This is a genomic window from Rugamonas sp. DEMB1, from assembly GCF_029834475.1.
Taxonomy (GTDB): Bacteria; Pseudomonadota; Gammaproteobacteria; order Burkholderiales; family Burkholderiaceae_D; genus Rugamonas; species Rugamonas rubra.
Window position 1 is genome coordinate 3,439,485 of record NZ_CP122407.1, and the last position, 24,330, is coordinate 3,463,814.

The window sequence follows — 24,330 nt, forward strand, 5'->3', positions numbered from 1 at the left end:
TGAATTTGCGCGAGCGGTTGTCGTCGTAGTTCGACTGGCCGCCCTGCACGCTGCCCTTGATACCCTTGAAGCGCGTGTCGAGGATGAAGTTGACCACGCCGGCCACCGCGTCCGAGCCGTAGGCGGCGGAGGCGCCGCCGGTGACGATGTCGACGCGCTTGACCAGCTCCTGCGGCAGCAGATTGGTGTCGGTGGCGCCGCTGACGGCGGACGGCGCGGCGCGGCGGCCGTCGATCAGCACCAGCGTGCGCTGCGCGCCCAGGTTGCGCAGGTTGAGGAAGGCGCCGGAGTTGGGGCCGGTCGACGACACGTTGCCGCTGGCCGGGGTGGTCGAGCCACGGAACACCGGCAGCATCGACAAGGCGCTGGCGATGGTGCCCGGCGAGGCGGCGTTGAGCTGCTCGGCCGTCACCACGGTGACCGGGGTCGGCGCCAGCGAACCGTCGCGCATGGTGCGGGTGCCGCTGACCTCGACCACCGCCATGCTGCCGGCGGCGCTGGCGCTGGCGGTGGCGGCATTCGTCCTGGTGTTGGCGGCGGCACCGCCCTCGGCCTCGCCGCCGGGCGGCGCGCCTTGGGCGCCGGCGGCGCTGGCGGCGGTGGCGAACACCACGCCGATGGCGTTACCCGCCACAACTCGCAATCTGGTTTTGAAACGTGAGTCGGCCTTGCGCATGCTGGTCTCCTTTTGACGTCATCGTGGACGTCGATTGTCTGGTCCGGTCCCCCGCCGCCCGCGCCTGTCACGCTCTGCGTGACGGCCGGCCGGACCGCACGGCAACGAGCATTCCTTGAGTGGGGGCCGGAAATTATGTTTTCCGTGTGAGCCGAATATACGGTCTCGTCAATACCTCGTCAACAACTACTTCTTTCCGACAAAAGAAATAACTACGCGCAGAATTACGCATTCAATGGCCAGAAGACGCGATAAGTAGAAAAACCTTTCCTCTCAAGGCAAGAAGTAAGTAGAATCCATACAAATAATTTTCACTTCGACCCACACACTAGGCAACACGATGGCAACGACGAGCAAGGTAAGCACGAAGGTCGCGGCAAAGACCGGCACCAAGAAGGACGGCAAGCTGGCGGCGGCGCCAGGCAAGGCTCGAGGCGAAGGACAAGGACGCCGGCGGCACCCGCCGCAAGCAGGCCGAACGCCGCGCCGAATCGATGCAGAAGATCCTCGACTGCGCCGAGACCAACTTCGCCAAGCTGGGCTTCTACGGCGTGACGCTGAACGACATCGCCCAGCAGTGCGAGGTGCAAACGGCGCTGATCCGCTACTACTACGACGACAAGCGCGCGCTGCTCGACGCGGTGCTGACGCGCCGCTCGGTCGTCATCAACGAGATCCGCCTGCGCGTGCTGCACGACTACGAGGCGGCGGCCGGCGACAACATGACCATCGAGGGACTGCTGGGGCCTGCCTCGACCCGGTGGTCGACATCATGAGCAACGGCGGCGAAGGCTGGCGCACCTTCGGCACCCTGGTGGCGCAGATCGGCACGCTGCCGGCCTGGGGCGGCGGCGGCGACATCCTGCGCGACTACTTCGACCCGGTGATCCGCGTGTTCCTGCCGATGCTGCGCCGGCTGGCCACCGGGGTCGGCGAGGACGAGCTGTACTGGTACTACCATTTGCTGTCGGGCGCTCTGTCGATGTCGCTGGCGCAGACCGGGCTAATCGACCGCTTCTCCGGCGGACTGTGCAAGTCCACCGACATGCGCTCGATCGGCAAACACCTCATTGGCGTCTACACGGCCGGCTTCAACGCCCTGCCGCGCAAGCGCGTCAAGAGCCGCGTGCGCGGCTAAGCCGGGCGGCGGCCGTTCCGGCCAGGCCGGACGCGCCGCCCGCCCCCCCTTTACTCCCATACCGCCCACGGGCGAAGGCATATGCAAAACTCTCGAGTGATGACGGCCGACGGCGCGCTGGTCGGCCGGTCGGACGGACGTGTCCAGGTCTACAAGGGCATTCCCTATGCGGCGCCACCGGTCGGCGAGCTGCGCTGGCGACCGCCGCAGCCGGTGGCAGCGTGGAGCGGCGAGCGCGCGGCGTTGGAATTCGGTCCCTCGGCCCACCAGGCCGGCCCGGAAGGCATCGCCGACCTGCGCACAATCGGCGGCGCCGGCGCGCCGTTCAGCGAGGACTGCCTGACGCTCAACGTCTGGGCGCCGGCGCACGGTGGCGGTGCCGACGCGCCGGCGGCGTGCCGCCATGGCGCGCCGGTCATGGTCTGGCTGCACGGCGGCTCCGGCCGCATGGGCGCCGGCTCCCTGCCGTTCTACGACGGCGGCGCCTTCGCCGCCGACGGCGTGGTGCTGGTCACCCTGAACTACCGCCTGGGACAGCTGGGCTTTTTCGGCCACCCGGCGCTGAGCCGCGCGGCGGCGCCGGACGAGCCGCTGGCCTCGTTCGGCATCATGGACCAGATCGCCGCGCTGCGCTGGGTGCGCGACAACATCGCCGCGTTCGGCGGCGACCCGCGGCGCGTCACCCTGTTCGGCGAATCGATGGGCGGCTTCCACGTGCTCGCCCTGATGGCCTGCCCGTCCGCCCAAGGCTTGTTCCAGCAGGCGATCGTGCAATCGGGCGGCGGCTGGTTCCCGCCCAATCCGCTCAAGAAGGTGGAGGCGCGCGGCGCGGCCCTGGCCAGCACGCTCGGCCTGCCCGGCGCGCAGGCCACGCTGGCGCAGTTGCGCGCCCTGCCGGCCGAGCTGGTGGCCGCCGTGCCCGGCGAGTTCCAGCCGGTGATCGACGGCCGGCTGCTGCCGCAGGACTTGACGCCGGCCCTGGCGCGCGAGGCGGCGGCGCACATCCCGCTGGTCATCGGCGCCAACAGCGGCGAGGACTCGCTGCTCAACTATCCCGGCGGGTTCGAGCGCTACCTGAAGGGCTTGAAGCCGGCGCTGCTGGCCAAGGCCGGCGCCCGCTACGGCTTGGCGCCGGAGGGCTCGGCCCGGCTGCTGTTCCGCGACATGCTCTTCGTCGCGCCGGCGCGCTGGGTGGCGCGCCGGCGCCGGCGCAGCCCGGCCTACCTCTACCTGTTCGACCAGCCCGACGCCGGCGGCGATTCGCCGCGTGCCGGCCACGGCAGCGAGATCGGCTTCGTGTTCCAGACCCTGGATAGCCGGCCGGACGGCGTGGCGCCGCGCGCGCCGGACCGGCAACTGGCGCTCGACATGCACCGCCGCTGGGTCGCCTTCGCCCACCACGGCGTGCCCGGCGAGGACTGGCCGCGCTATCGCGCCGGCAGCGACGAATGGATGTTGTTCCAGGCGCCGCACGGGCGCATCAGCCCGGTGCCGCGCAGAGGACTGGATTGGCACGAGCGGCGCATGCGCTGGATCATCGCCCTGTTCACCCTGAAGAGCCGCTTGACGACCACGCTGGCGGCGCTGGCGCGCGCCGTCGGTGGCGTGCGCGGCCGGCCGCGCTAAACGCCGCCACGGCGGCGCCGCATCCCAAGTATCATAAGCACGAAATCTATACCGACAAGGCCAAACTATGTCCGATGTACTCATCAAAATGAGCCGCAACCGCGCCGGCGCCGCCCTCATCAAGGCGCTCGGCCTGCCCAACCCGGTCGAACTGGCGCGCGCCGAGGGCGGCTATGTCGCCCTGCCCTTCGCCGGCAAAACGGTGCTGCTGGCCGGCGCGGCCGGCGGCTACGCGGCCGAGGCGCTGAGCGCCGCCGCCGGCGCGGCCGGCGCCACGCCGCTGCGGCAGGCCCGGCCGACGCCGCCGCGCGCCTCGACGTCGTGCTGCTCGACGCCACAGGCTGCGCCACGCCGGCCGCGCTGCGCGCGCTGTACGACACCTTCCATCCGCTGATGCGCCGCGTCGCCCGCAACGGCCGCGTGCTGCTCGTCGCCGCGCCGCCGGAGCTGGCCGCCGAGCCGGTGGCGGCCGCCGCCGCGCGCGCCGTCGAGGGCTTCAACCGCTCGCTGGGCAAGGAGCTGGGCAAACAAGGCATCACCGTCAACCTGGCCTATGTGGCGCCGGACGCGGTGGACCGGCTGGCCGGCGTGCTGCGCTTCCTCGGCGGCGTGCAGACCACCTACGTGTCCGGCCAGACGCTGCGGCTGACGGCGCGCGTGGCGGCGCCGGCGGCGCTGCCCCACACCGCCGCGTTGGCCGGCAAGGTGGCGCTGGTCACCGGCGCGGCGCGCGGCATCGGCCTGGCGGCGGCGCAGCGCCTGGCGCAGGAAGGCGCACACGTGGTTTGCCTGGACGTGCCGGCGGCGGCCGAGGAACTGGCGCGCGTGTGCGGCGCGATGGGCGCCACGGCGCTGCCGCTGGATATCGCCACGGCCGAGGCGCCGGCACGCCTGGCCGCCTTCCTCAAGGAGAAGTTCGGCGGCGTCGACATCGTCGTGCACAACGCCGGCATCACCCGCGACCGCACGCTGGCGAACATGAAGGAACACTACTGGGACATGGTGGTCGGCATCAACTTCGCCGCCATCGTGGCGATCGACGCCGAGCTGCTGGCGGGCGGCGCGCTGCGCGACGAGGGCCGCGTGGTCTGCCTGTCGTCGATCAGCGGCGTGGCCGGCAACTACGGCCAGACCAACTACGCCACCAGCAAGGCCGCGCTGATCGGTTATGTGGCGGCCCAGGCGCCGTTGCTGGCGCCGCGCGGCATCGCCATCAACGCCATCGCGCCGGGCTTCATCGAAACGGCGATGACGGCGCAGATGCCCTTCCTGAGCCGCGAGATCGGGCGCCGCGCCAACTCGCTGCAACAGGGCGGCCAGCCGCGCGACGCCGCCGAGCTGATCGCCTTCCTCTGCACGCCGGGCTGCTACGGCGTCAGCGGCGAGACCATCCGGGTCTGCGGCCAGGGCCTGATCGGCGCCTGAGCGCTGCCGGCTAGCGCGGCAGCGCCAGCCAGCCTGGGAAGCTGTCCAACTCGTAGCCGGCGAGGTGGAACACGCCCACGTCCTCGGCGGGACGCGGCAGCTGGCCGTCCAGCGAGACCAGCTCGACGCGCCGGCCGGCGGCCAGGGTGTTGGGCTTCCAGCCGATGATCCAATCGTCGCTGCCGCAGCGGCCCAGCGCCACGCCGACGTCGGCGCTGCGGTCGAGCACCGCCCAGCGCGCGGCCGAGGCGGACAGCAGCGCCTGCGTCAACTCCTCGTCGAGGCGTTCGCGCCATGGCGATTGCGCCAGCCAGCGTCCAACCCATATATAGAACGACCAGCCCATGGTGAGGTTTTCGCGCCGCGCCCAGTCCATGAAAGGCGCGAAGATCGCCATGCCGTCGGGGTCGGCGATGTCGAGCAGACCGGGGCAGATGTCGAACAGCGTGTGCCAGTAGGCGCGGATGCTGATGTCGATGCGCACGTGGGCGCGGCAGCCGGGCGGGAAGTCGCCGCGCGCGGCCGGGTCGGCCAGGCGCGCCAGCAGCTCGCTGTCCTTGACTTGGCGGCCGGGCGCCGCGCCGGCGGCCGCCGTCGTCTGCGCGTTCATGACGCCACCGCTTCCGCCGGCGCAGGCTGGCGCGCCTGGCCGCGCGGGAAGATGGCGCGCAAGGCCAGCAGATCGGCGCGCACGCCGTCGATGTCGATGTTTTCGTCGCGCTCGTAGGTGATGGTGGCGCCGGGCTTGTCCAGCACGTCGCGGTGGCGCCGCAGGCTGTCGAGCGTGTCCTGCGCCAGCGCGCGGTCGTGGGTGTCGACGGTAACGCCCTCGTCGATGAAGGCGCCGGCATATCCGCCCACGTGGAAGTGGCTGGCGCCGGCCATCACGCCGCGCCATGCCGCCACCTCCGGGCCGTCGTTGCGCCAAGCGCAGACCGCGTTGGAGACGTCGAACAGCACGCCGGCGCCGGTGTCCCGCGCCAGGCGTTGGAAGAAGGCCGGCGCGGCGTGGCCGCCGTCGACGATGGACGGGTAGTTCTCGAAGTGGATGGTTTGTCCCAGCAGCGACTGCCACAACGCGGCACGCGCGCGCACGCGCTCGTAGTCGGCGGCGTAGTCGATCTCACCGAGGTGGAACAGGGCGCGGCCCTGGTGGCTGAAGTAGGCGATGTGGTCGGACACGTACAGCGGCCGCAGCGCCTCGATGTAGGGCCGCAGGCGCGCCGCGAAGTCGCGCAGTTGCTCCTCGTCGCTTTCGATGAAGCGGGAGAACATGATATGGAAGCCGACTGGAACGTCGAAGGCCTCGGCCAGTTCCTGCGGCGGCACCTGCATGAAGTTATCGATCAGCAGTTCGCAGTAATCGATGGCGCCCTCTTGCGCCAACTGTCTGACCAGGGGCAGCGTTTCGCCCAGTGTGAAGTTGAATCCAATGCGCATACATACTCCCTTCAAAACGGGCGGCGGCGCTTGCCATGGCGCGGGCGCAAGCACCGCCGCAGTCATGCCGAATAGGCCGGCTTAGGACTTGGCGCCGCAGCTGCTGGCGCAACGCATGCCGGTACGACCTGCCACTTGGATCTCTACTTTTTTGACGATGACGATTTTCATATTGATTCCTATTGATTGAAAGTTGGACTACAGGATTGCGTTGAACATGTGCCGCGTTGGCTCACCTCCCCTTCCGCTGTGAAGAATCTGGTTTGCGTCCGGCGCCGGTCGGATCGGCATGGCGGCTGGCGCGCAAGAATTCCGCATCGCTGAGCGAGGCCAGGAAGGCCTTCAAATCGTCCACCTCCTGCTCGCTCAGCTCGAAGCCTTCGATGAACTGGCTGCGCAAGGGATTCGCCCCGGTTCCACCCAGCGCGGCGCGGCCCTTGACGGCGTAGTGTCTCCGGATCGCCTGGTCCAAGGTGGCGACCGAGCCGTCGTGCATATACGGCGCGGTCTGCGCCACGTTGCGCAGGCTCGGGGTACGGAAGCGGCCCTCGTCCTGCGGCTCGCCGCTGAACTCGCGCAGCCCCTGCTGGCCGGGTGGGTAGGCGCCCCCGCCGTCGAGGTTGTACAGGCCGGTGTTGTGGTAGCCGGTTTCACCCTCGGGCAGGCGGCGGTGGATCTGGTTGTCGGTGAAGTGCAGGCCGCCGTGGCAGTGGTAGCACTCGAGCCGGTCGCCGAAGAACAGCGTCTCGCCGCGCTTGGCCGAGGCGGAGATGGCGCCGCCCTTGCCTTCGTAGCGGTAGCGGTCGTAGGGCGAGTTCATCGACAGCAGGCTGCGCTCGAAGGCGGCGATGGCGCGCGTCACCGACCAGAGCGAGATCTCGCCGCCGCGCTCGGGGAAGGCGCGGGCGAACTGGCGCCGATAGCTGGGCTTGGCCTTCAGACGGCCCAGCAGCAGCCCTCGCGGCCGGCCATGCCCATTTCCACCGGGTGGTCGCCGAACAGCGGCACCAGCGCCTGCTGCTCCAGCGTGGTCAGGTTGGGGTTGGCCCAGGTCAGCGTGGGCAGATAGGCGACGTTCGCCAGCGGCATGGCGTTGCGCGCGCCGACCACGCCGGTGCTGCCCAGGGCCAGCTTGCGGCCGTCGCTGAAGCCGCGCGCCTGCTCGTGGCAGCCGGCGCAGGACTGCGTGCGATTGGCCGACAGGGCCTTGTCGTAGAAAAGGGCACGTCCGAGTTCCACCTTGGCCTCGCTCATCGGATTGTCGTCCGGGACCAGCGGCTCGGGCGCCCATGCCGGCAGGCGCCAACGGTAGCTTGGCGGCGCGCCGGCTTCCGCGCGCGCGGAGGCCGAGGCGGCGGCGCGGGCGCCGCCGCCGGCAGTGGTTCCCGCAGCCGCTCCCGGCGCCCCCGCCGCAAGCGCGTCGAACGCGCCGCCGCTGAGCAGGCAGGCGACGAACAGCGCGCTCGGCATGGCTTGACGGCCGCCGCTCATGGCTTGCGCAGCACGCTGAACACGCGCTGCCGGCCGCCGCCGCTTAAACCGAGCGCCTCGAACACGCCGGAACAGTCGGGATCGTCGGACGCCGCCATGCATCCCGGCGCGGTGCCCGGCGTCTGCATGTCCAAGCGGGTCTGGGCGATCAGCGCCGACAGGTCGAGCAGCACGCGGTCGGTGGCCGGGTCGAACTGCTCCAAGGCCACCGCCACCCGGTTCGCTTGCAGACAGTGGGTGGCCGGCGTGCGCAGGTTCGCCGCCTGGCAGGCGCTGCTGCCGATGTGGATGGGGAAGCCGGTCTTCTTGTCGCCGTTCTGCACCTCCAGTTCGAACTTCATGAAGCGGTAGCCGGACTGCCAGCTCCAAAACATCGCCGTCTGGTTCAACGGCGCGCTGGCCAGGGTCGAGTCGGCGTGGTTCAAGGCCGCCGGCACGCCCAGCGTGAAGCGCAGGCCGCGATAGCGTCCGGCCGGCACCTGCCCGGTCAAGGCGGTGTGGGTGGCCGGCGTGCCGTTGCGGCAGCTCGCCTGGCCGTTCTCGAAGTCGAGCATGGCGACGTCGCGATGCTGCCAGCGGCCGTCCTGCTCCAGCTTGACGGCGACGCCGCGCCCGTCCTCGTCGACCAGCTCGAGCGAGGAGACGAACAGGCGCAAGTCGCCGAACAGCACGCCGGACTGGCCCCGCCCTGCCCCTCGTAGCGCTGGCCGCAGCGCACCGGCTGGCCGGCCAGCTGCGGCTCGAATTGAATGCTGACGCGCTGCTCGGCGACCTCCGCCGCCCAGGCGGTGTTGGCGAGCAGCGCGGCGGCGCAGGCCAGGGTGTGTATGCTTCGTTTCATGTTCTCTCCTTGTTTAGAATGTCCAACCCAGCGTGGCCTGCAGGGCGCGGCCCATTTCAACCACGCGCGAAGTCGGGTTCTCGCTCTGGTAGACGATGTAGCGGCGGTCGCCCAGGTTGCTGATGCCGGCCGACAGTTCCAGCTGCGCCGCGGCATCGGGACGCCAGTTGACGAACAGGTCGTGGCTGGCGTGACCGGCGGTGCGGCGCTCCAGCGTGCTGTCGCGCGACTGCGCGGCGACCAGGCGGCTGCGCCAGTTCAAGCGCCACGCCTGCCATTTCCAGCCCAGGTTGGCGACCAGCTTGTCGGGCGGGGCGAACAAGTTCTGGTCGGTGTCGGCGTCGCGCACGCGCAAGCGGCTGTAGGCCAGGTCGGCGCGCCAAGCACCGTTGCGCCAGCCCCATTCCAACTCGACGCCGTGGCGCCGCGCGCTGCTCTTGTTCTGGCTCTGGAACACCAGGCCGCGTCCCTTTGAAGGGGAAGCTGCGCTGGTAGGCGCCGACCACGGCGGTGGCGATCAGGTCGTCGACGGTGGAGTAGAACACGCTGCCCTTCATTTGCACGCGGTCGCCGGTGCTGAACCAGCCGCGCCCGTCGTAGTTGGCGCCGAGCTCCAGCGTGCGGTCGGTCTCGGGGCGCAGCGCCGGGTTGGGCGCGAAGTTGAACAGACAGCCGGTGCAGCTCAGGTTCATATACGCTTCGCTCAGCGACGGCGCGCGGTAGGACTCGCCGACGCTGGCCCAGCCCTGCCATTGCGGCGTGAAGCGCAGCGCCGCCGTCAACTTGGGCGACAGGTGGCCCTGCCGCGCGTCCGGGCCGGCGCCGCCGTCGACGTGGGTGCTGTAGCGGTCGTAGCGCGCGGCCGGCGTGAGCAGCCAGGCGTCGCCCAGGCGCCATTCGTCCTGCACGAAGACGCCGGCCACCGTCTGCCGGCCGGGCGGCGTGACCGGATTGGGCTGGCCGCCGTTGCGCGCGTCCTGCTCGTCGCGGTAGCCGTCGATGCCGTAGCTGAGGCGGTGCCGGCCCCAGCGCGTGGTGCGCTGCACGCCGCCGCCCACGGTGCGGGTGAAGCTGCTGCTGGCGGCCAGGCTGAGGGCCGGGTTGGCCTCGGCGCTGGCGTCCAGCCGCGCGCGGTACAGCTGGGCGTTCAAGGTGGGCGCGCCGGCGACGTCGGTCTGCTCGATGCCGAGCGTGGTTTGCGACTGGTCGATGCGGTTGCGCTGCACCGGCACGGCGCCGGGTTGGCCGAGGGAGGCGTCGGACTGCGGGTTGTTCGGGCGCAGCGCGCTCTCCTGGTAGGCGCGGTGGCTCAGGGTCAGGCGCAGGTCCGGCCGCAGCGTGTAGCCAAGCTTGAGCAGGCCCTGGCCGGCGTGGCCGTCGTTCGGCGCCAGCTCGCCGCCGCCGCCCTGGCGGATCGCCCCCCAGTCGCGCCGGCCCAGCGCCAGCAGCGCGTCGAAGCCGCCCTGCCGCGTGTAGGCGCGGGCCTGCTGCGCGCGGCCTGCCTCGCCAAGGTCGCGGCCGAGGCGCGCGTCGGCGCCCCAGCTGCGGCCGGGCGCCAGCAGATCGCGTGCCGCCACGGTGTTCAGCGCCAGCACGCCGCCCAGGCCGCCGCTGCCGTACAAGGCGGAACTGGCGCCGCGCAGCACCTCGGCGCCGGACAACAGCCAGGGGTCGATGAAGATAGGCGCGCCCAAGCCCGAGGCGCTGTTCATGCGGGCGCCGTCGACCAGCAGCGTGACCTCCTTGCCGCTGTAGCCGCGCAGCGTGGGCTGGCGGCCGGCGCCGCGCGGGCCGCCGCCGAAGTCGACGTTGGGCAGGCTCCTGCAGCGCGTCGCCGATGCCGCGCGCCTGGCGCTCGGCGAAGGCGCCGGCGTCGATCTTGCTGACCGGCGCGGCGGCGTCCTTCAGCAACTGTGGCGTGCGCGTCGCGCTGACGACGATGGTCTCGACGGTGCCGGCGTCCTCGCCGGCGCGGGCCGGTGCGTGGCCGCCGCCCAGCGCGAGCGCCAGGGCGACGCCGCTGGCGAGCGGGTGGAGGCGCAAGGCGGCGCCCATCGCGGCGACGGAGTTGTTCTGTTCCATGGTGTATCCAATTCGGTTGTTTCAGTGATGACGGGCGCGCGCGGCTCGGCCGCAGGCGCGCAATCGGGCGCGGCGCCGGTGCGGCTGCCATGGCGCGTGCGGCGGCGTCAATCCTTCAAGTTGTGGCTGGGTTGTCGGTTAGGTCGGCGCGGACTCGCCTTGTGTGGCGGCCTGCGCGCGGGGGATGGATCAGCAGACGGCGGGAGGGGCGCGCGGGTTGGCGGCGGACCAGGAGAACAGCGGGGTCGGCGCGTGGTAGAACAGCGAGGGGAAAACGTCGTGGCCGCCCTGCACCGCGAACGGCGTCGGCAGGGCCGGCGGCGGCATGGCCGAGCCGGCGTGGCTCATGCAGAAGGGGCAGTGTTCGAGGTGGTGCAGCACCGAGTCGGACGAGCTCGGGCCGCCGTCGGGCGCGGCCTGGTCGACGGCGACCATCTTGCTGCCGGCCACAGAGCAAACCTCCACCAAGGTCGGCGCGCCGCGCAGCGCGGCCAGCGCATGGGATACCGAGGGGGCGAGCGCATTGAGCAGGAGCGCGAAACACGCGATCCAGATATGCAGCCGAGTACGCCTCAGGAATTTACTCATAATCAACATTATAACAAAGACATTTCCGCGCGTCATCTATTGTGTCGCGGAACTCCCCTGCCGGCTAGGGGCCCGGCGTCCGCCCCGCCCCGCCGTCGCACATCGACCAGTACTTGTCGTAGACATAGGCGGTGTTGATCAGGTAGCCGTAGTCGCGCACGCCGAGGCGGGTCATCCACACCGCCGCGCGCAGCGCGTTGCGGCTGATCAGGTGGCGCGGGAAGCTGCGGCTGCCCAGCACGCGCTTGCCGCGCGCCGCCGCGTTGCGCCGCATCTGGCGCACGGTGGCGGAGTCGAAGTAGTCCTCCCACTGGTACTTCAAGCCGGCCGGCGCCGCCACGTCGCAGGGCACGTGGCCGGGATAGGCCTGCCACGGCAGGGTCGCCAGGCCGTTGGGGAAGGCGCGCAGCCAGTCGATGTAGAAGCGGTGCTGCAGGTAGGGCTCGCACGGGTGGCGCAGGATGGTGGCGAGGAAGTCGGCGTCGAAGAACGGCAGCTGGAATTCGATGCGCTCGCTGTCGAGGTTCTCGAAGTGCTGCGCCAGGTGGCGGCGCTGGTCGTTCTGCAGCAGGAACAGGTGGAAGGCGCGGCCCGGATCGGCGCTGGCGATGGCGGCCAGCTCCTCCTCGGCGCCCTGGAAGGACAGCGCCGTCAAGGCCTCGCGCATGGCCGGCCGGACCACGCCGCTCGGCAGGCCGTTGTTGAACAGCCTGACCGCCTCGCGCCGGTCGCCGCGCCGCATCGCCTCCACGATCGGCCGGCTCAGGTAGACGTGGCCGAGCGCGACGCTGCCGCCGTCGCCGGACCAGATCAGTGCGGCGCTGCCGGCGCCGAAGCGCTCCGTCAGCCAGCGGGTCAGCGTGGCCTTGCGGTAGCCCTGGTCGATGTTGTCGGCGTTGGTGACCAGTTGGGCGTGGCGGGTGTTGAGCTTTTCCGCCACCAACGTGGCGAACACCTGGTCCTGGGTGTGGTCGGGCGCGAAGTTGACGGTGTGGAGCTCGCCGACGATCAGCGCCAGGCCGCCGACGATGGCGCGCGAGTCGAGCCCGCCGCTGAGGAAGCAGGTGGCGCTGGGGCTGCCGCGCTGGCGCCGCCGCAGCGCGTCCATGAAGGCGCCGTGGCACCGCTCGACGGCCAGCGCGCCGCCGTCCTCCAGGCTGCCGGCCTGCCAGTCCCAATAGTTGTGGTGGCTGACGGCGCCGTCCAGGCAGCGCGTCACCTCGGCGCCGGCCAGCATGCGGATGCCGCTGTAGCCGGTGCGCGTGCCGAGCGGGTAGCCGAAGGCGGCGATCTCGGTCACGCCGCGCACGTCGAAGGTCTTGTCGACCTGCGGCAGCGCCTCCAGCACCCGCAAGGCGGTGGAAAACACCACCACGTGCTCGTCGTGCCAGACGTACAGCGGGCGCACGCCGACCTTGTCGACGAACAGCAGCAACAGATGGCGCTCCTGCTCGTAGTGCACGCCGCAGAAGGTGCCGCGGCTTTGCGCCAGGGCGTCCCAGTTGCTGGCGCCGAGCTGGCGCTGCAGCAGGGCCAGGTCGCGCGCCCTGTTCCAATCCGGCGCCGACTCGCCCTCGCGCAGCAGCGGCTCGCCGGCGACGGCGTCGACGTTGCCGGCGGCGTCCCGCAGCAGGGCCGGTGCGGCGAAGGCGCCGACGTCGCCCTTGACCAGGAAGAAGGCGCCGCTGTCGACTTGCGCTATCTGTTCGCCCGGATGGCGCGAAACATGGCTGCGCAAATCGGCGCACAACTGCGGCGACAAGGGCTTGTGGCGGTCGAGACTAAACGCTCCGGCGAAAAATGACATGTGGCGGTTCCTTGATCCCTGATTGAATGATGGCGGCCTATTCGGCGTGGGCCTGTTGCGGCACGCCGGCCTTGCCGAACACGGCGCCGCCGATCTCCTGCAAGGTGGCGCGGTTCAGCGCCAACGCGCTGAGCAGATAGCTGGCGGCGCCGACCAGCACCTCGACGGCCAGCACGACGCGGCGGTCCGGGTAGGCGCGCAGCGCCAGTTGCACCGCCCAGACGGCGCCGAACATGGCGGCGCCGCACAGCATCGACGGCGCGACATGGCGGCTGACCTGGGCCAGCGTCAGGCCGACCACCGCCACCATGCGCCGCGTGTTGATCAGCAGGACCACCGGGTAGGCCAGCAGCCAGGCGTAGGCCACGCCGACCATGCCCCACTGCGTGCCCAGCCAGAAGGCCAGCGGCATGACGGCGCAGCCGACCAGCACGTTGTGCATGGCCACCTCGGGGCGGCCGACGGCGTCGGTCACGCTGGGCAGGAAGCCGACGATGGCGCGCAGCGGCATGACCAGGGCCAGCACCTGCAGCGGCATCACGGCGCCGCTCCAGCCCGGCCCGAGCAGCACGGCGACCAGCTCCGGCGCCACGCTGGCGATGCCCCACAGGACCGGGAAGGCGACGAAGCCGAGCATGCGCAGCACCTTCAACAGCTGGACGGCGATCAGGCTGCGGTCGTGCTGGTGGCGGGCGAAGGCGGGAAACGCCACCTGGTTGAGGATGGAGGAGACGCGCTGCACCGGCATCGAGGCCAGGTGCATCGCCACCGAGTACATGCCCAGCACCTCGCTGCCCAGCACGCGGCCGACGATGACCACGTCGATCTGGGTGAAGAACATCCACAGGAAGCGCGACACCGTCACCTTGCCGCCGAAGGACAGCAGTTTGCGCATGCCGCCGACGGCGAAGCTGGGCCAGTGGGGGAAAGGCGCGATGCTGTTGACCAGCACGGTGCGCCACACCGTGGCGCCGACGTTGCCCAGCACCAGGGCCCAGACGCCGTAGTGGCCCAGCGCCAGCAGCAGCGTGGCCACGCTGGTGAAGATGGCGGTGCTCAGGTCGATCAGCGAGCGCTTCTTGTAGTCGAGCCGGCGCTGCAGCAGCACCTCCGGCACCACCGCCAGCGGCGTGAAGAGGAACTGCACCGACAGCACGCGCAGCACCAGTTCGAGGCGGGGCTCGCCGTAGAACACCGCCATGGCCGGCGCCAGCAGGTTGAGCAGCAGGCACAGCGCCCAGTTCACCAGCAGGAAGATGCCGAAGGCCTGGCGCAGCTGGCGCGTGTCGACCTCGTGGGCCTGCACCAGCGCCGGCCCCAGGCCGACCTCGGCCACCATGTTCATGAAGACGATCAGCACCGAGGCCATGGCCAGCAGGCCGTAGTCGGCCGGCGCCAACAGGCGCATGATGAAGATGGTGATGCCCCAGGTGACCAGCTGGCCGCTGAACTTGGCGCCGGCGGTCCACTTCAGGCCGCGCAGGACGTCCGCCTTGAGACTCATGCGCGCTCCCGGCGCGCCGGCAAGGGCATGGCCAGCTGCTCGGCCGGCGCCGTCAGGTTGCGCGCCAGGCGCAGCAGGAAGGGCGCGGCGCGCCGGTCCCACGGCGTGAAGCGCGGCAGCTGGAACAGGTCCGGCGCGCCCTGGCTGGCGCCCCAGGCGGTGCTGACGGCGCCCTCGAAGCCGAGGTCGCGCGCGATGGCGACGTGTTCGGCGGTGTAGTCCTCGCCCGGCTTGCCGTTGGGGTAGGCCAGCAGGCGCACCGGCGCGCCCGTCAACGCCTCCAAGGCCAGCTTGCCCAGCTCGATCTCGGCGCGCGCCTGCATGGTCGGCAGGCGCGCCAGGATCGGATGGTTGACGGTGTGGGCGCCGATCTCCATGCCGGCGGCGTGCAGCTGGCGCAGCTGGGCCGAGCTCATCATCAGATCGTCGCGCAGTTGCAGGCCGCACAGGGCGATCAGCCAGTCGACCTGCTCCTGGCGCTGCGCCATCGGCAGGTACTTGAGCTTGCCGATCAGGGCGGCGATGCTGTCGCGCCGGTCCTGCGGCGTGGCGATGGCGTAGTCGGCCAGGCCCAGCGGCCTGGCGTCGATGCTGGCGCCGCGCGCGTTGCGCACCAATTCGATGATGCTGTCGTTCCACATGCGGCCGCCGTCGATGAAGCCGCTGGCGACGAAGAAGGTGGCCGGCAGCTGGTGCTTCTGCAGCAGCGGCAGCGCCACCTCGGCGTTGTCGGCGTAGCCGTCGTCGAAGGTGATGCAGGCGGCGCGCGCCGGCAGCGTGCCGGCGCGCAGGTGGCGCACGGCGTCGATCAGCGGCAGCACCTTGAAGCAGGACTTGAGCAGCACCAGTTGGCGGTCGAACTCGAGCTGCTCCATCTGCTCGGGGAACAGGGCGTCGCGCTGCGCCAGCACGCGGTGGTAGATCAGGATGGACAGGCCCTGCTGGCCGCCGCGCGCCAGCGGCGAGAGCAGCGCGCGGCCGAGCAGCGCGCCGGCCATGTGGCCCAGTCGCAGGCCGCTCATGAGCGTGTCCTTCGGAACAAGGCGAAGGCCGGGCCGCCGTCGCGGACCGCCGCGGGCAAAGGCGACGACTGCGGGGATGCTGGAGTGGTCATGGGGCTCGATTCGGGCAGGGGTAGAGTATCGGTGGCGGCGTCGTCGCCGAGCAGCTTGGCGTTTTCGGCGGCGATGGCGGCGCGGCTCTCGCGCTCGGCGATGGCGCGGGTGGCGGCCAGCGCCACCATCAGGTAGTAAGGCACGTCGAAGTAGGCCAGGCTGAGGAAGGCGCCGCCGACGGCGAAGCCGAGCAGGCTGACCTGCAGCATGCGGGCCGCGTTGCTGGCCCAGGCCAGCTGCGGCAGCGTGCGCGCCAGGCGCACGACGCGGCTGCCTTCGCGCCAACTCAGCGCGCCCAGCGTCAGATACAGCAGCAGGCCGACGAAGCCGTGCTCGCCGAGGATCTGGAAGTAGATGCTGTGGGCGGCGTGGACGTCCTCCGGCACCGGCGCGTACATGAGGAACACGCCGGGGTCGTAGATCTCGAAGCCGCCGCCGACCAGCGGCCGGTCCAGCGCCAGGTTGGTGGCCATGCGCCAGGCGTTGATGCGGCCCATGGCCGAGCCGTCCTCCTCGTAGGTCTTGATGGTGTCGATGCGCTCGTGCCACTGGCTCGGCATGCTCAGCACCAGGATCGGCATCACACACACCAACAGCACCCCGATGATGGCGCGGTTGTTACTCTTGGCCCAAAAGAACAGGATCATCGCCGCCATCGCCACCGCCGCGCCGCGCGAATAGGAGCCCAGCGAGGCCAGGGTGCACAGCAGCATGGCGCCCATCATGGCGTAGCGGCCGTACTTGTTCTTCAACAGCGACAGCAGGTAGTACATCAGCGGGATCACCATGATCAGCGCCAGCGCGAAGGCGTTGTTGTCGTCGATGAAGGTGCCGGCCGGGCCCCAGACGCGGTAGTTGCCGCCGCTGCGCAGCGTGAACAGGCCGCCCTTGACGCCGTAGTAGCCGATCGAAACGACGATGGTCCAGATCATCCACTCGATGTGGCGGCGCTCCCGCACCAGCATGAACATGACCAGGGTCATGCCGGTGATCTTCATCACCTTGACCCATTGCGTGCCGACCTGGTCGAAGTGGATGGCGAACAGCGAGCTGACGCACATCCAGAAGATGAACAGCATGAACACGGTCGACACCGGCGTGACCGGCACGCGGAAGCGCTCCTTGCTCATGACGATGCTGGCCATGCAGGTGGCGGCGATGATGGCGGCGAAGGGGAAGGAACGGGCGAAGCCCCAGCCCTGCGAGTGCGGGTTCATCACGCTGATCCACACCCACAGCACCATGCCGAACCAGGGCTTCTTGAACACATAGGGCAGGCTGCCGAACACCAGCAGCGTCACCAACAGATCCCTCATGGCGCCGCCCCGCCCGGCCGGGCCGCGTCGACCTTGCTGGAGACGTAGCGGAATTTGCCCGACTTCTCCGGCAGGATGCGCTCGACCTGCTCCAATTCGATGCTGACGCCGGCGCCGAGGCGGCGCCGCAGGCCCTGCTCGAGCAGCGCGCGCAGCGCCGGCGTCAGCGCTTCCTCCAGCACCAGTTGGACGCGGGTCAGTTGCAGGCTCTCCTGGACGATCTTGAAGGCCTTCACCTCCGGCTGGTCGCGCAGCACGTAGACCAGCGCCAGGCCGTGCATCACGGTGCCGTCGGCGGCGACCACGAAGTCGGTGCTGCGGCCCTGGATGTCGTTGAGCAGCGGCAGGCCCGGCCGCAGGCGCAGGGCTGGTCCGACAAGGTGCCGACGTCGCCGGTGCGGTAGCGGATGAAGGGGTAGTCGCCGCTGGCCAGGTGGGTGACGACGATCTCGCCGGACTGGCCGGCCGGCAGCGGCCGGCCGTCCGGCGCGATGATCTCGACGATGATGTCCTCGGCGGTCAGGTGCATGCCGCCCTCGGGACACTGGTGGGCGATGAAGCCGGCGTCGCGGCCGCCATAGCCGTTGGCCACCGGGCAGCCGAAGGCGGCGCTGATCTGCTCGCGCTGCTCGGCGTACAACAGCTCGGAGGTGACGAAGGCGACGCGGACGCCCAGGTCGTCCAGGCGCTGGCCACGGGCGGCGGCGTGGCGGGCGATGTGCGACAGCGCCGACGGGTAGCCGAACACCATGCGCGGCCGGCGCCGGCGGATGCTGGCGATGAAGCCGTCGAGCTTGGCCTCGGACATGTCGAAGGCCGGCAGCAGCTCGGTGCGCAGCACGGCGTCGCGCGCCGCGCGCACGCGGTCCTGCGCGCCCAGCTCGATCGGCGAGCCCCACACCACGATCTCGGGGTCGCCGATGTCGACCGCCCACCAGCGCGTGGCGCGCCACTTGGCGCCGACGTCGTGGCTGACCCGCTCCTTGCCGATGTAGAAGACCAGCGGCTCGCCGCTGGAGCCGCCGGTGTTGAAGCGGGCCAGCGGGCCGGCGTCGTCGGCGCGCAGGCGGGCCGACTGGCTGCGCATCACCGCCTTGTCGCTCAGCGGCAGGCGCGCCAGGTCGTCCAGGCTGCGCAGGTCGCGCTGCGGCTCGAAGCCCAGCGTGGCGAACAGCTCGCGGTAGTAAGGCACCTGGCTGGCGGCGCGCAGCAGCAGGCGGCGCAGGCGCTCGAGCTGTAGTTGGCGCAGCTGCTCCGGCGTGCAGTACTGGGTCTGCTCCAGCTGCCGGCGCACGCGCACGCTGCTGTGCCGCTTGAGCCGCTCGTGCAGCGGAAACAGCAGGCCGGACACCAGCCGGGTGTAGATGGTGCGGCGCGCCGGCGCCGGCAGGTGCGGGTGCAGGGGCGCGCTCATGACTTGGCCGCCAGCGTGCCGACCGGCGCGGCCAGCGCGTCGCGGTAGACCTGGGACAGCACCGGCTTGACGCTGGGCCAGCAGTACTGCTGCACCTGGTCGAGGCCGTTCTGGATCAAGCGTTCGGCCAGCGCCGGCTCGGCCGCCAGGCGCAGCACGGCGTCGGCCAGCGCGCGCGGATCGGCCGGCGGCACCAGCAGCGCGGTGCGTTCCGCCTCGACCATGAAGGAGACGCCGCCGACGTTGGTGCTGACGATGGGCACGCCGCTGGCCAGCGCCTCGAGCAGGCAGTTGGGCATGTTGTCGACCAGGCTGGGATTGAGCAGGACGCCGGCCTGGCGGTACAGCGCCGCCATTTGCGCGTGCTCGACGCGGCCGCTGAAGCGCACCGCGTGGGCCACGCCCAGCCCGGCCGCCAGCGCCTCCAGCTCGGCGCGCAGCGGGCCGCTGCCGGCGATGGTCAGGCGCGCCTCGGGCCGGACCGCCAATACAAGGGCGAAGGCGCGCAGCGCGCCGGCGTTGTCGTAGATCGCCTCCAGGTTGCGCGCCACCAGCAGGTGCAGACGGTTGACCGCCGTCCGCGACGGCACGGGCGCGCCGCGGAAGCGCGCCAGGTCGATGATGTTGGGGACCACCAGCGCCTGGTAGCCGCGCGCGCCGAACACCGCCGCCAGGTAGCCGGACGGGACGATCAGCGCCTGGGCGCGGTGCAGGGTCAGCGCCACCACGGCGGCCGAGCCGCGCAGGAAGGGTTCGGCCTCGCCGCCCCGGTAGTTGACCACCACCGCCGTGCCGCGCAGGCGGGCGATGCAGATGGCCGGCGCGGCGTACAGGTGCCAGGACCAGCCGGAGTTGGCCATCACATGGAACAGGTCGACCCGGCCGGCCGCGCGCCACAGGCGCAGCAGGTAGGGCAGCAGGCGGAACACGGCGCGCACGCCCTTCGAAGCGCGCGCTCCAGGCCGGCACATACGGCGCGTTGACCTGGATGGTTTCGACCTCCAGCCCGGCCGCCTGCAACAGCGCGGCCAGTTGCAGGGTTTGGTTGGCCATGCCGCCCGAGGGCGGCGGCAGCGGCCCGACCAGGCCGACGCGCAGGCCGTTCACGGCGCCACCGCCGCAGGCGACAGCGGCGCGTATACCGCCTGGTAGCGCGCCACGCTGGCGGCCCAGTTGCGCTCCGCCTCGACGAACACCCGGCCGCGCCGGCGCAGTTCCGGCCACTGGCCGGGGTTGTCCAGCAGCGCCAGCACCTGCTGCGCCAACGCGGCGGCGTCGCCGGCGGCGAACAGCAGGCCGGTGCGGCCGTGTTCGATCAACTCGCGGTGGCCGCCGACGTCGGAGGCCACCAGCAGGCGGCCCTGGGCCATCGCCTCGAGCGGCTTGAGCGGCGTGACCAGGTCGGTCAGGCGCATCTTCAGGCGCGGGTAGACCAGCACGTCGATCAAATCGTAGTAGCGCTTGACCTGCTCGTGCGGCACGCGGCCGGTGAACACCACCTGCCCGGCCAGGCCCAGCTCCCGGGCCTGCGCCTTCAGCGCCGACTCCTGCGGGCCGCCGCCGACCAGCAGCACGCGGATGTCCGGACGGGCGCGCAGCAGCGCCGGCAGCGCCTGCAGCAGCAGCGCCAGGCCCTCGTAGGAATAGAAGGAGCCGATGAAGCCGAGCACCGTCTTGCCGTCCAGGCCGAGGCTGGCGGCCAGCGCCTGGTCGGCCGTGCCGGCGACGGCGAAGTCGCCCAGGTCGACCGCGTTGGGGATCACCGACACCTTGGCGCTGGCGATGCCACGGCCGACGATCTCGGCGCGCAGGCCCTCGCAGATGGTGGTGGCGGCCTGCGCCCGTTTCAGCGCCCAGGTCTCCATGGCGCGGGTCAGGCGGTAGCGCAGGCCCCATTCGCTGCTGGTGCCGTGGTCGACGGCGGCGTCCTCCCAAAAGCCGCGCACCTCGTACACCACCGGGATGCCGAGGCGGCGGCCGACCAGCAGCGCCGCCACCGCGTTCAGCGCCGGCGAATGGGCGTGCAGGATGTCCGGCTTGACCTCGCGGGCGACCCGCAGCAGGCTGCCGACCAGGCCCGTGATGACGGCCAGTTGGCGCAGCACCGGCAGGCGCGCCAGCCAGCCGCGCGGCGGCGCGGTGCGGTGGAAGCCGAGGCCCTCGACCAGCTCGTACTCGTGCGGCGAGACGCCCTGCTTGGCGCCGGTGACGTGGTGGGTGTCCCAGCCCCGGGCGCGCTGGCCGAGCAGGATGGAGCGGCTGCGGAAGGTGTAGCCGCTGTGCAGCGGGATCGAATGGTCGAGCACGTGCAGGATGCGCAGCGGCGCGCGCGCCGTGGTGCCGACGGCGGCGGTGGTATGGGCGTTCATGCCGCCGCCTCCTTGCGCAGGAAGGCCTCGAACATCAGCAGGCTCCAGATCGGCGCGCTGTAGTCGCGCCGGCCGGACTCGTGGTGCTCGACCATCTCGCTCAGGTAGGCGCGGTTGAAGATGCCGGCGTCGGCCAGCACCGGGCCGAGCAGCGCGCTGCGCATGCGCTCGCGCAGCGGGCCACGGAACCAGGCCGCCAGCGGCACCGAGAAGCCCATTTTTTTGCGGTACAGGATCTCCTGCGGCAGGTGCGCCTCAAGGCTCTTCTTGAACACATACTTGCCCTCGCCGCCGTGCAGCTTCATCTCCGGCGGCAGGCCGGAGACCCATTCGACCAGCTTGTGGTCGAGCAGCGGCACGCGCACCTCGAGCGCGTGGGCCATGCTGGCGCGGTCCACCTTGGTCAGGATGTCGCCCGGCAGATAGGTCTTCAGATCGAGGTACTGCAACAGCGACAGCGGGCCCTGGGTCGGCGAGCGGCGCGCGTGGGCCTGCATCACCTCGACGGCGCGGTAGCCCTGCAGCTTCTGTTGGAAGGGCTTGCTGAACAACTGGGCGCGCATCTGGTCGCTCATCAGCGAGACGCCGTGGAAATAGGCCTCCACCAGGCCGCGCGCCAAGCCTTCGAAGGTGGTCTTGGCGCGGAACACGCGCGGTGCCCAGTCGGCCTTCGGATAGTATTTCCCCAAGGTGCCGAACACCGAGCGGCGCAGCGCCAGCGGAATGCGGCCGCGCACCGCCTGCTCGGCCATGGCATAGCGGTAGCGCCGGTAGCCGGCGAAGTTCTCGTCGCCGCCGTCGCCCGACAGCGCCACCGTGACGCGGCGCCGCGCCAGCTGGCAGACCCGGTAGGTGGGAATCGCCGAGCTGTCGGCGAAGGGCTCGTCGTACAGGTCGGCCAGGGTGTCGAGCAGGCCGTAGTCGTCGGTGTCGACGGTGTCGGCGTGGTGGGCGGTGCGGTACAACTGGGCCACCTGGGCGGCGTGGGCCGACTCGTCGAAGGCCTTGTCGTTGAAGGCGATCGAGCAGGTGTTGACGGGTTGGTCGCTGAGGCCGGCCATCATCGCCACGATGGCGCTGGAGTCGACGCCGCCGGACAGGAAGGCGCCCAGCGGCACTTCGGCCACCAGGCGGATGCGCACCGCCTCGCGCAGGCGCTCGATCAACTCGCCCTGGGCGTCGCGCGCGGTCATGCCGTGGTGCGGCTTGAACGGCACGTCCCAGTAGCGGTGCGGCTGGGCCAGCGGCGCGCCGACCTGCTGCAGCAGCGTGTGGCCGGGCGCCAGCTTGAGCGCGCCCTGGTAGATGGTGCGCGGCTCGGGCACGTAGCCGAAGGCGAAGTATTCCTCGACGGCGCAGGGGTCGATGGCGCGCGGCAGGCCGGGCAGGCTGCGTAGCGCCTTCAGCTCGGAGCTGAAGGCCAGCATACCGTCCGGCAGCATGGCGTAGAACAGCGGCTTGACGCCGAGCCGGTCGCGCGCCAGGAACAGCTGGCGCTTGTTGCGGTCCCACAGGCCGAAGGCGAACATGCCACGGAAGCGGTCGACGCAGGCGGCGCCCCACTCTTCCCAGGCGTGGACGATGACCTCGGTGTCGCAGCGCGTGCGGAAGACGTGGCCCAGGCCCTGCAGCTCGGCCATCAGCTCCTGGTAGTTGTAGATCTCGCCGTTGTAGCAGACCATGACGCTGCCGTCCTCGTTGCCCATCGGTTGCAGGCCGCTGCTCAAGTCGATCACCGACAGGCGGCGGTGGCCGAAGCCCAGGCCCGGCTCGACGTAGACGTTGCCCTCGTCCGGGCCGCGATGGTGCTGCGTCTCGTTCATCCGGCGCAGCAGCGCCGGGTCGATGCTGCGGCTGCCACGGGTGTCCAGTATGCCTACTATTCCGCACATGATTCGATTCCTTTTTTCTTCTCGGCCGGGTCGGCGGCGGCAACGGCCGCGACGTCGGTATGAGCTTCAACGCGACGCAGTTGATCGTAGAGTTGCTGGTAGGCGGAGACCATCGCGCCCATGCTGTAGTGGCGCAGCACGCGCTCGCGGCCGGCGGCGCCGTGCGCGGCCGCCAGCTCGGGCGCCAGCGCGTAGCGTTGCAGCGCGGCCGCCATGGCGATCGGGTCGCCGGCCGGCACCAGCGCGCCGGTGACACCCTCCTCCACCACCTCGGGGATGCCGCCGACCCGGGTGCCGACCACTGCCAGGCCGCAGGCCATCGCCTCCAGCGCGGCGCCGGGCGTGCCCTCGGCCAAAGATGAGATGGCGAACAGGTCGAAGCCGCGCAACAGCGCCGGCACGTCGGTGCGCGCGCCGGGCAGCCAGACCACGTCGGCCAGGCCGGCGGCGTCGACGCGGCCGCGCAGCGCCGCCAGCAGCGGGCCGTCGCCGACGATGGCCAGGCGCAGCCGGGGCGCCAGTTCCGGCGCGCGCTGGCGCAGCAGCACGAAGGCGGCCAGCAGGCCGAAATGGTCCTTGATGTCCTGGATGCGGCCGACCGTGCCGATGACGATGCAGTCGGCGTCGAACTGGCGCAGCACCGGCTCGTCGGCGGCAACGGCCCGGGAGCGGAAGCGCTCGGTGTCGATGCCGTTGGCCAGCAGGCGGCTGCGCGCCGGCCGCACGCCGATCACCTGGCGGCTCCAAGCCAGCATGGCGGCCGAGTTGGCGTAGCAGCAGTGGTAGAACGGCCGCATCAGGCGGCGCAGGAAGTTGTGCTTGCGGTTGCTGCCGTCCAGGTCGCCCAGCTCGCGGCCGTGGGCGCCGTTGACGCGCACCGGCACGCCGGCCAGCAGCGCCACCGGGGCGTACTCGATGGCCGACAGGTTGTAGCTGTGGAACACGGCCGGGCGCAGCCGCCGCAGCAAACGCCACAGATGCAAGTGGGTGGCCGGCGACAGGCCGGGCCGCTTGTGCAGCGCGTGCAGGCCGACGCCGGGCCGGGTGATCCTTTGCGCGAAGGCCGGGCTGTAGTCGCTCAAGCAGATCACCGCGTGGCGGTAGCTGGCCGCCGGCATGCGGTTGATGCGTTCGACCAGCAGCGTCTCCATGCCACCGCAGTCGAAACGGTAGATCAGGTGCACCACCAGCGGCACGGCGGGCATGTCGGACTGCGTCATCGTGGCTCCTTGCTGAGGGCGAAGGTGGTAGCGGGCGAAGCCGCTTTGGCGCCGGGAGAATCGCGCGCGGCGGCCGGCGCGGCCGGTGCCTCAGCCAGCAGGGCCAGCAATGGCGCCAGCTTGGCGCTCCAGCCGTAGTCGGCCTCGACGCGGGCGCGGGCGGCGCGGCCCAGCCCCGCCTGGGGATGGGCCAGCGCCTGGCAGACGGCGCTGGCGAAGGCCGCCGCGTCGCTCGCCAACAGCAATTCGCTGCCCGGCGTCGCGGCGATGCCTTCCAGCGCCTGCGGCGTGACGACCACGGTGCGCGCCATCGCCATCGCCTCGAGGACACTTGTTCTGGATGCCGCGCGCCACCCGCAACGGCGCCACCGCCAGCTCGGCGTGCT

24 protein-coding genes and 2 pseudogenes are annotated in these 24,330 nt (G+C 71.0%); 5 read left to right on the forward strand and 21 right to left on the reverse strand.

What is annotated here, in order from left to right:
- Positions 1 to 154 precede the first annotated feature (154 nt).
- Positions 155 to 676: pseudogene (locus tag QC826_RS31670) on the reverse strand (TonB-dependent receptor plug domain-containing protein); the annotation flags it as partial.
- 494 nt (positions 677 to 1,170) lie between these two features.
- Between QC826_RS31670 and QC826_RS15530 the strand changes: the two are divergent.
- From QC826_RS15530 to QC826_RS15550, 5 genes are all read left to right on the forward strand, one after another.
- Positions 1,171 to 1,452, forward strand: coding sequence for a TetR/AcrR family transcriptional regulator (locus QC826_RS15530; RefSeq protein ID WP_279761440.1), 282 nt, complete (start codon positions 1,171 to 1,173; stop codon positions 1,450 to 1,452).
- The gene (locus QC826_RS15535) at positions 1,449 to 1,814 is read left to right on the forward strand and encodes a hypothetical protein (RefSeq protein WP_279761442.1); all 366 of its coding nucleotides are present in this window, start codon (positions 1,449 to 1,451) and stop codon (positions 1,812 to 1,814) included. The genes QC826_RS15530 and QC826_RS15535 overlap by 4 nt, the downstream gene beginning before the upstream one ends.
- Positions 1,815 to 1,895: 81 nt before the next feature.
- Positions 1,896 to 3,440 carry a carboxylesterase/lipase family protein gene (locus QC826_RS15540; RefSeq protein WP_279761444.1) on the forward strand — a complete coding sequence of 515 codons (1,545 nt, stop codon included), beginning with the start codon at positions 1,896 to 1,898 and terminating at the stop codon, positions 3,438 to 3,440.
- Between the two features lie 67 nt (positions 3,441 to 3,507).
- Positions 3,508 to 3,834, forward strand: coding sequence for a hypothetical protein (locus QC826_RS15545; protein ID WP_279761446.1), 327 nt, complete (start codon positions 3,508 to 3,510; stop codon positions 3,832 to 3,834).
- The gene (locus QC826_RS15550) at positions 3,762 to 4,865 is read left to right on the forward strand and encodes a 3-oxoacyl-ACP reductase (RefSeq protein WP_279761448.1); all 1,104 of its coding nucleotides are present in this window, start codon (positions 3,762 to 3,764) and stop codon (positions 4,863 to 4,865) included. Before QC826_RS15545 ends, QC826_RS15550 begins: the two co-directional genes overlap by 73 nt.
- 10 nt (positions 4,866 to 4,875) lie before the next feature.
- Here QC826_RS15550 and mbnC read toward each other — a convergent pair whose 3' ends face one another.
- The 20 genes and pseudogenes from mbnC to QC826_RS31275 form a co-directional block, all read right to left on the reverse strand.
- Positions 4,876 to 5,475, reverse strand: a complete 600-nt coding sequence (gene mbnC, locus QC826_RS15555; protein WP_279761450.1) for a methanobactin biosynthesis protein MbnC — start codon at positions 5,473 to 5,475, stop codon at positions 4,876 to 4,878.
- The gene (gene mbnB, locus QC826_RS15560) at positions 5,472 to 6,305 is read right to left on the reverse strand and encodes a methanobactin biosynthesis protein MbnB (protein WP_279761451.1); all 834 of its coding nucleotides are present in this window, start codon (positions 6,303 to 6,305) and stop codon (positions 5,472 to 5,474) included. The genes mbnC and mbnB overlap by 4 nt, the downstream gene beginning before the upstream one ends.
- Positions 6,306 to 6,386: 81 nt before the next feature.
- Positions 6,387 to 6,476 (reverse strand): methanobactin, encoded by a 90-nt coding sequence (gene mbnA, locus QC826_RS15565; RefSeq protein WP_093383380.1) that lies wholly within the window; start codon positions 6,474 to 6,476, stop codon positions 6,387 to 6,389.
- 61 nt (positions 6,477 to 6,537) lie between these two features.
- Positions 6,538 to 7,356 (reverse strand): cytochrome c peroxidase, encoded by an 819-nt coding sequence (locus QC826_RS15570; RefSeq protein ID WP_279766500.1) that lies wholly within the window; start codon positions 7,354 to 7,356, stop codon positions 6,538 to 6,540.
- Positions 7,242 to 7,796, reverse strand: coding sequence for a cytochrome c peroxidase (locus QC826_RS15575; protein WP_279761454.1), 555 nt, complete (start codon positions 7,794 to 7,796; stop codon positions 7,242 to 7,244). The genes QC826_RS15570 and QC826_RS15575 overlap by 115 nt, the downstream gene beginning before the upstream one ends.
- Positions 7,793 to 8,611: an MbnP family copper-binding protein gene (locus tag QC826_RS15580; protein ID WP_409567886.1), complete on the reverse strand. Its 819-nt coding sequence runs from the start codon at positions 8,609 to 8,611 to the stop codon at positions 7,793 to 7,795. The genes QC826_RS15575 and QC826_RS15580 overlap by 4 nt, the downstream gene beginning before the upstream one ends.
- Before the next feature lie 39 nt (positions 8,612 to 8,650).
- Positions 8,651 to 9,094, reverse strand: coding sequence for a TonB-dependent receptor domain-containing protein (locus tag QC826_RS31675; RefSeq protein ID WP_409567887.1), 444 nt, complete (start codon positions 9,092 to 9,094; stop codon positions 8,651 to 8,653).
- 46 nt (positions 9,095 to 9,140) lie between these two features.
- Positions 9,141 to 10,454, reverse strand: a pseudogene (locus tag QC826_RS15585) (TonB-dependent receptor domain-containing protein); the annotation flags it as partial.
- 454 nt (positions 10,455 to 10,908) lie between these two features.
- Positions 10,909 to 11,307 (reverse strand): DUF2946 domain-containing protein, encoded by a 399-nt coding sequence (locus QC826_RS15590; RefSeq protein WP_093384170.1) that lies wholly within the window; start codon positions 11,305 to 11,307, stop codon positions 10,909 to 10,911.
- Between the two features lie 64 nt (positions 11,308 to 11,371).
- Positions 11,372 to 13,114, reverse strand: a complete 1,743-nt coding sequence (locus tag QC826_RS15595) for an asparagine synthase-related protein (protein ID WP_279761461.1) — start codon at positions 13,112 to 13,114, stop codon at positions 11,372 to 11,374.
- Positions 13,115 to 13,151: 37 nt separating this feature from the next.
- Positions 13,152 to 14,618: a lipopolysaccharide biosynthesis protein gene (locus tag QC826_RS15600; protein WP_279761462.1), complete on the reverse strand. Its 1,467-nt coding sequence runs from the start codon at positions 14,616 to 14,618 to the stop codon at positions 13,152 to 13,154.
- Positions 14,615 to 15,640, reverse strand: a complete 1,026-nt coding sequence (locus tag QC826_RS15605) for a polysaccharide deacetylase family protein (RefSeq protein ID WP_279761464.1) — start codon at positions 15,638 to 15,640, stop codon at positions 14,615 to 14,617. Before QC826_RS15605 ends, QC826_RS15600 begins: the two co-directional genes overlap by 4 nt.
- A complete protein-coding gene (locus QC826_RS15610; protein WP_279761466.1) occupies positions 15,637 to 17,049 on the reverse strand; it encodes a putative O-glycosylation ligase, exosortase A system-associated in 1,413 nt (470 codons plus the stop codon). The genes QC826_RS15605 and QC826_RS15610 overlap by 4 nt, the downstream gene beginning before the upstream one ends.
- Complete coding sequence (locus tag QC826_RS15615; RefSeq protein ID WP_279761468.1) at positions 17,046 to 17,354, reverse strand: hypothetical protein; 309 nt, start codon at positions 17,352 to 17,354, stop codon at positions 17,046 to 17,048. The genes QC826_RS15610 and QC826_RS15615 overlap by 4 nt, the downstream gene beginning before the upstream one ends.
- Positions 17,330 to 18,463 (reverse strand): phenylacetate--CoA ligase family protein, encoded by a 1,134-nt coding sequence (locus QC826_RS15620; RefSeq protein ID WP_279761470.1) that lies wholly within the window; start codon positions 18,461 to 18,463, stop codon positions 17,330 to 17,332. The genes QC826_RS15615 and QC826_RS15620 overlap by 25 nt, the downstream gene beginning before the upstream one ends.
- On the reverse strand, positions 18,460 to 19,401 hold the full coding sequence (locus QC826_RS15625) for a glycosyltransferase family 4 protein (RefSeq protein ID WP_279761472.1): 942 nt from the start codon (positions 19,399 to 19,401) through the stop codon (positions 18,460 to 18,462). The genes QC826_RS15620 and QC826_RS15625 overlap by 4 nt, the downstream gene beginning before the upstream one ends.
- Before the next feature lie 165 nt (positions 19,402 to 19,566).
- The gene (locus tag QC826_RS15630) at positions 19,567 to 20,784 is read right to left on the reverse strand and encodes a TIGR04063 family PEP-CTERM/XrtA system glycosyltransferase (RefSeq protein WP_279766502.1); all 1,218 of its coding nucleotides are present in this window, start codon (positions 20,782 to 20,784) and stop codon (positions 19,567 to 19,569) included.
- Positions 20,785 to 20,828: 44 nt separating this feature from the next.
- Positions 20,829 to 22,724 carry an XrtA/PEP-CTERM system amidotransferase gene (locus tag QC826_RS15635; RefSeq protein ID WP_279761474.1) on the reverse strand — a complete coding sequence of 632 codons (1,896 nt, stop codon included), beginning with the start codon at positions 22,722 to 22,724 and terminating at the stop codon, positions 20,829 to 20,831.
- Positions 22,712 to 23,944, reverse strand: coding sequence for a TIGR03088 family PEP-CTERM/XrtA system glycosyltransferase (locus tag QC826_RS15640; protein ID WP_279761475.1), 1,233 nt, complete (start codon positions 23,942 to 23,944; stop codon positions 22,712 to 22,714). The genes QC826_RS15635 and QC826_RS15640 overlap by 13 nt, the downstream gene beginning before the upstream one ends.
- Positions 23,941 to 24,261, reverse strand: a complete 321-nt coding sequence (locus tag QC826_RS31275; RefSeq protein WP_313872607.1) for a glycosyltransferase — start codon at positions 24,259 to 24,261, stop codon at positions 23,941 to 23,943. Before QC826_RS31275 ends, QC826_RS15640 begins: the two co-directional genes overlap by 4 nt.
- Positions 24,262 to 24,330: the final 69 nt, after the last annotated feature.